The following is a 1,692-nucleotide window of genomic DNA, read 5'->3' as shown; positions in this document are numbered from 1 at the left end:
CGTTGACGCCTCCACGAGCGCGAAGGCCGCCCGGGCCGGCTTCGCGGTCGCTCGCGCCTGGCGCGGCGCCCCGCGTCCAGCGCTCGCGGACGACCTCCTGCCGGAGCGGGCCCTCGCCGGCGACCCGCTCGCCCGGTCGGCCCTCGTCCAGCGCATCTACGTGCCGCTGAAGGACCAGTCGACCGAGCTCCTGCAGACGCTGTGGTGCTACCTCGACACCGGGCGGTCGCTCGAGGCGACGGCACGCGAGCTCTTCGTGCACCCGAACACCGTCCGCTACCGGCTGCGGCGCGTGGCCGACATCATCGGGTGGGACGCCACGCACGCCCGGGACGCCCTCATCGTGCAGTCGGCGCTCATCCTCGGCGCGATGTCGGAGTCCGCATCCGGGCGACGGCGCCTGCCGCACCGTCGGTGACCCGAGCAACGCCCGGTCGCGCATCGTTCGCATCCCAGGGTGTATGAATTCGCACAATGTCGCGCGCGGTTTCGTGTGGGAAGCCCACACGGACCGCGCGCGCCCGGCCCGGCAGGATTGTCCGGTGATCGTCGTCGTCGCGCCCGGACAGGGCTCCCAGACCCCCGGCTTCCTCGCCCCCTGGCTCGAGGACTCCGCCGTCCGTGACCGTGTCGGAGCCTGGTCGGACGCCATCGGCGTCGACCTGGTCGCGCACGGCACCGTGTCGGACGCCGAGACGATCAAGGACACCGCGCTCGCGCAGCCGCTCATCGTCGCCGCGGGCCTGATCACCGCGGACGCCCTGCTCGCCGACGGCCGTCGTGGCCTGGTCGGGGGCGTGGCCGGCCACTCGGTGGGCGAGTTCACGGCGGCGGCCGTCGCCGGCGTCCTCGAGCCGACCGATGCCCTCACGCTGGTCGCAGAGCGCGGCCGGGCGATGGCCGACGCGGCAGCGCTCGAACCGACCTCGATGGCGGCCGTCCTCGGCGGCGACGCCGACGAGGTCGCTGCGGCACTCGAGTCGCGCGGGCTCGTCCCGGCGAACCACAACGGCGGCGGTCAGACCGTCGTCGCGGGCGCCGCGGACGCGATCACCGACCTCGCCGCGAACCCGCCGGCGAAGGCGCGCGTCGTGCCGCTCGCGGTGGCCGGCGCCTTCCACACCCGGTACATGGCCCCGGCGGTCGAGCGCGTCGCTCCCGTCGCGGCGGCCGCCACGGTGCAGGACCCCACGCTCCCGATCTGGACGAACGCCGACGGCTCCCGTGTCGACGACGGCCGACGCTTCGTCGACCTCATGGTCCAGCAGATCGCGAACCCCGTGCACTGGGACGCCGTGATGGAGTCGTTCTCCACCGCGGGCGTCACGGGCATCATCGAACTGGCTCCGGCCGGTGCCCTCGTCGGCCTCGCCAAGCGCGGCCTCCGCGGCACGCCGACCGTGGCCATCAAGACCCCCGACGACCTGCCGGCAGCCATCGAGCTCCTGCAGGCCGCGACGACGGAAGCAGAGGCGACCGCGTGACGGACGCGACCAGCACCAACCCGACCGACAGCACCACCGACGCCAGCGTGACGGACGCGACCCGCGCCTCCCGGCCGCTGCTCCAGCAGCGTCGCGGCCACGAGTTCACGCGCATCCTCGCGTTCGGCGCGGCCCGCGGCGAGAACGTCGTCCCGAACGACGACCTGGTCGGCCCGATCGACTCGTCCGACGAGTGGATCCGGCAGCG

General features: G+C 74.2%; 2 protein-coding genes and 1 pseudogene. All 3 read left to right on the top strand.

Annotated elements, in window-relative coordinates:
• The coding region (locus I59_RS07320) for a CdaR family transcriptional regulator (protein ID WP_022903300.1) at window positions 1-418 on the top strand (418 nt) is incomplete at its 5' end.
• Between the two features lie 124 nt (window positions 419-542).
• On the top strand, window positions 543-1,484 hold the full coding sequence (locus I59_RS07315; RefSeq protein ID WP_022903299.1) for an ACP S-malonyltransferase: 942 nt from the start codon (window positions 543-545) through the stop codon (window positions 1,482-1,484).
• A 47-nt stretch (window positions 1,485-1,531) separates the two neighbouring features.
• Window positions 1,532-1,692, top strand: a pseudogene (locus I59_RS07310) (3-oxoacyl-ACP synthase); the annotation flags it as partial.

The sequence above is a fragment of the Curtobacterium sp. B8 genome, assembly GCF_000333315.1.
Lineage (GTDB): Bacteria > Actinomycetota > Actinomycetes > Actinomycetales > Microbacteriaceae > Curtobacterium > Curtobacterium luteum.
The sequence above is the reverse complement of the archived record's forward strand: the minus strand, read 5'-3'. Positions and strand labels throughout refer to the sequence as shown.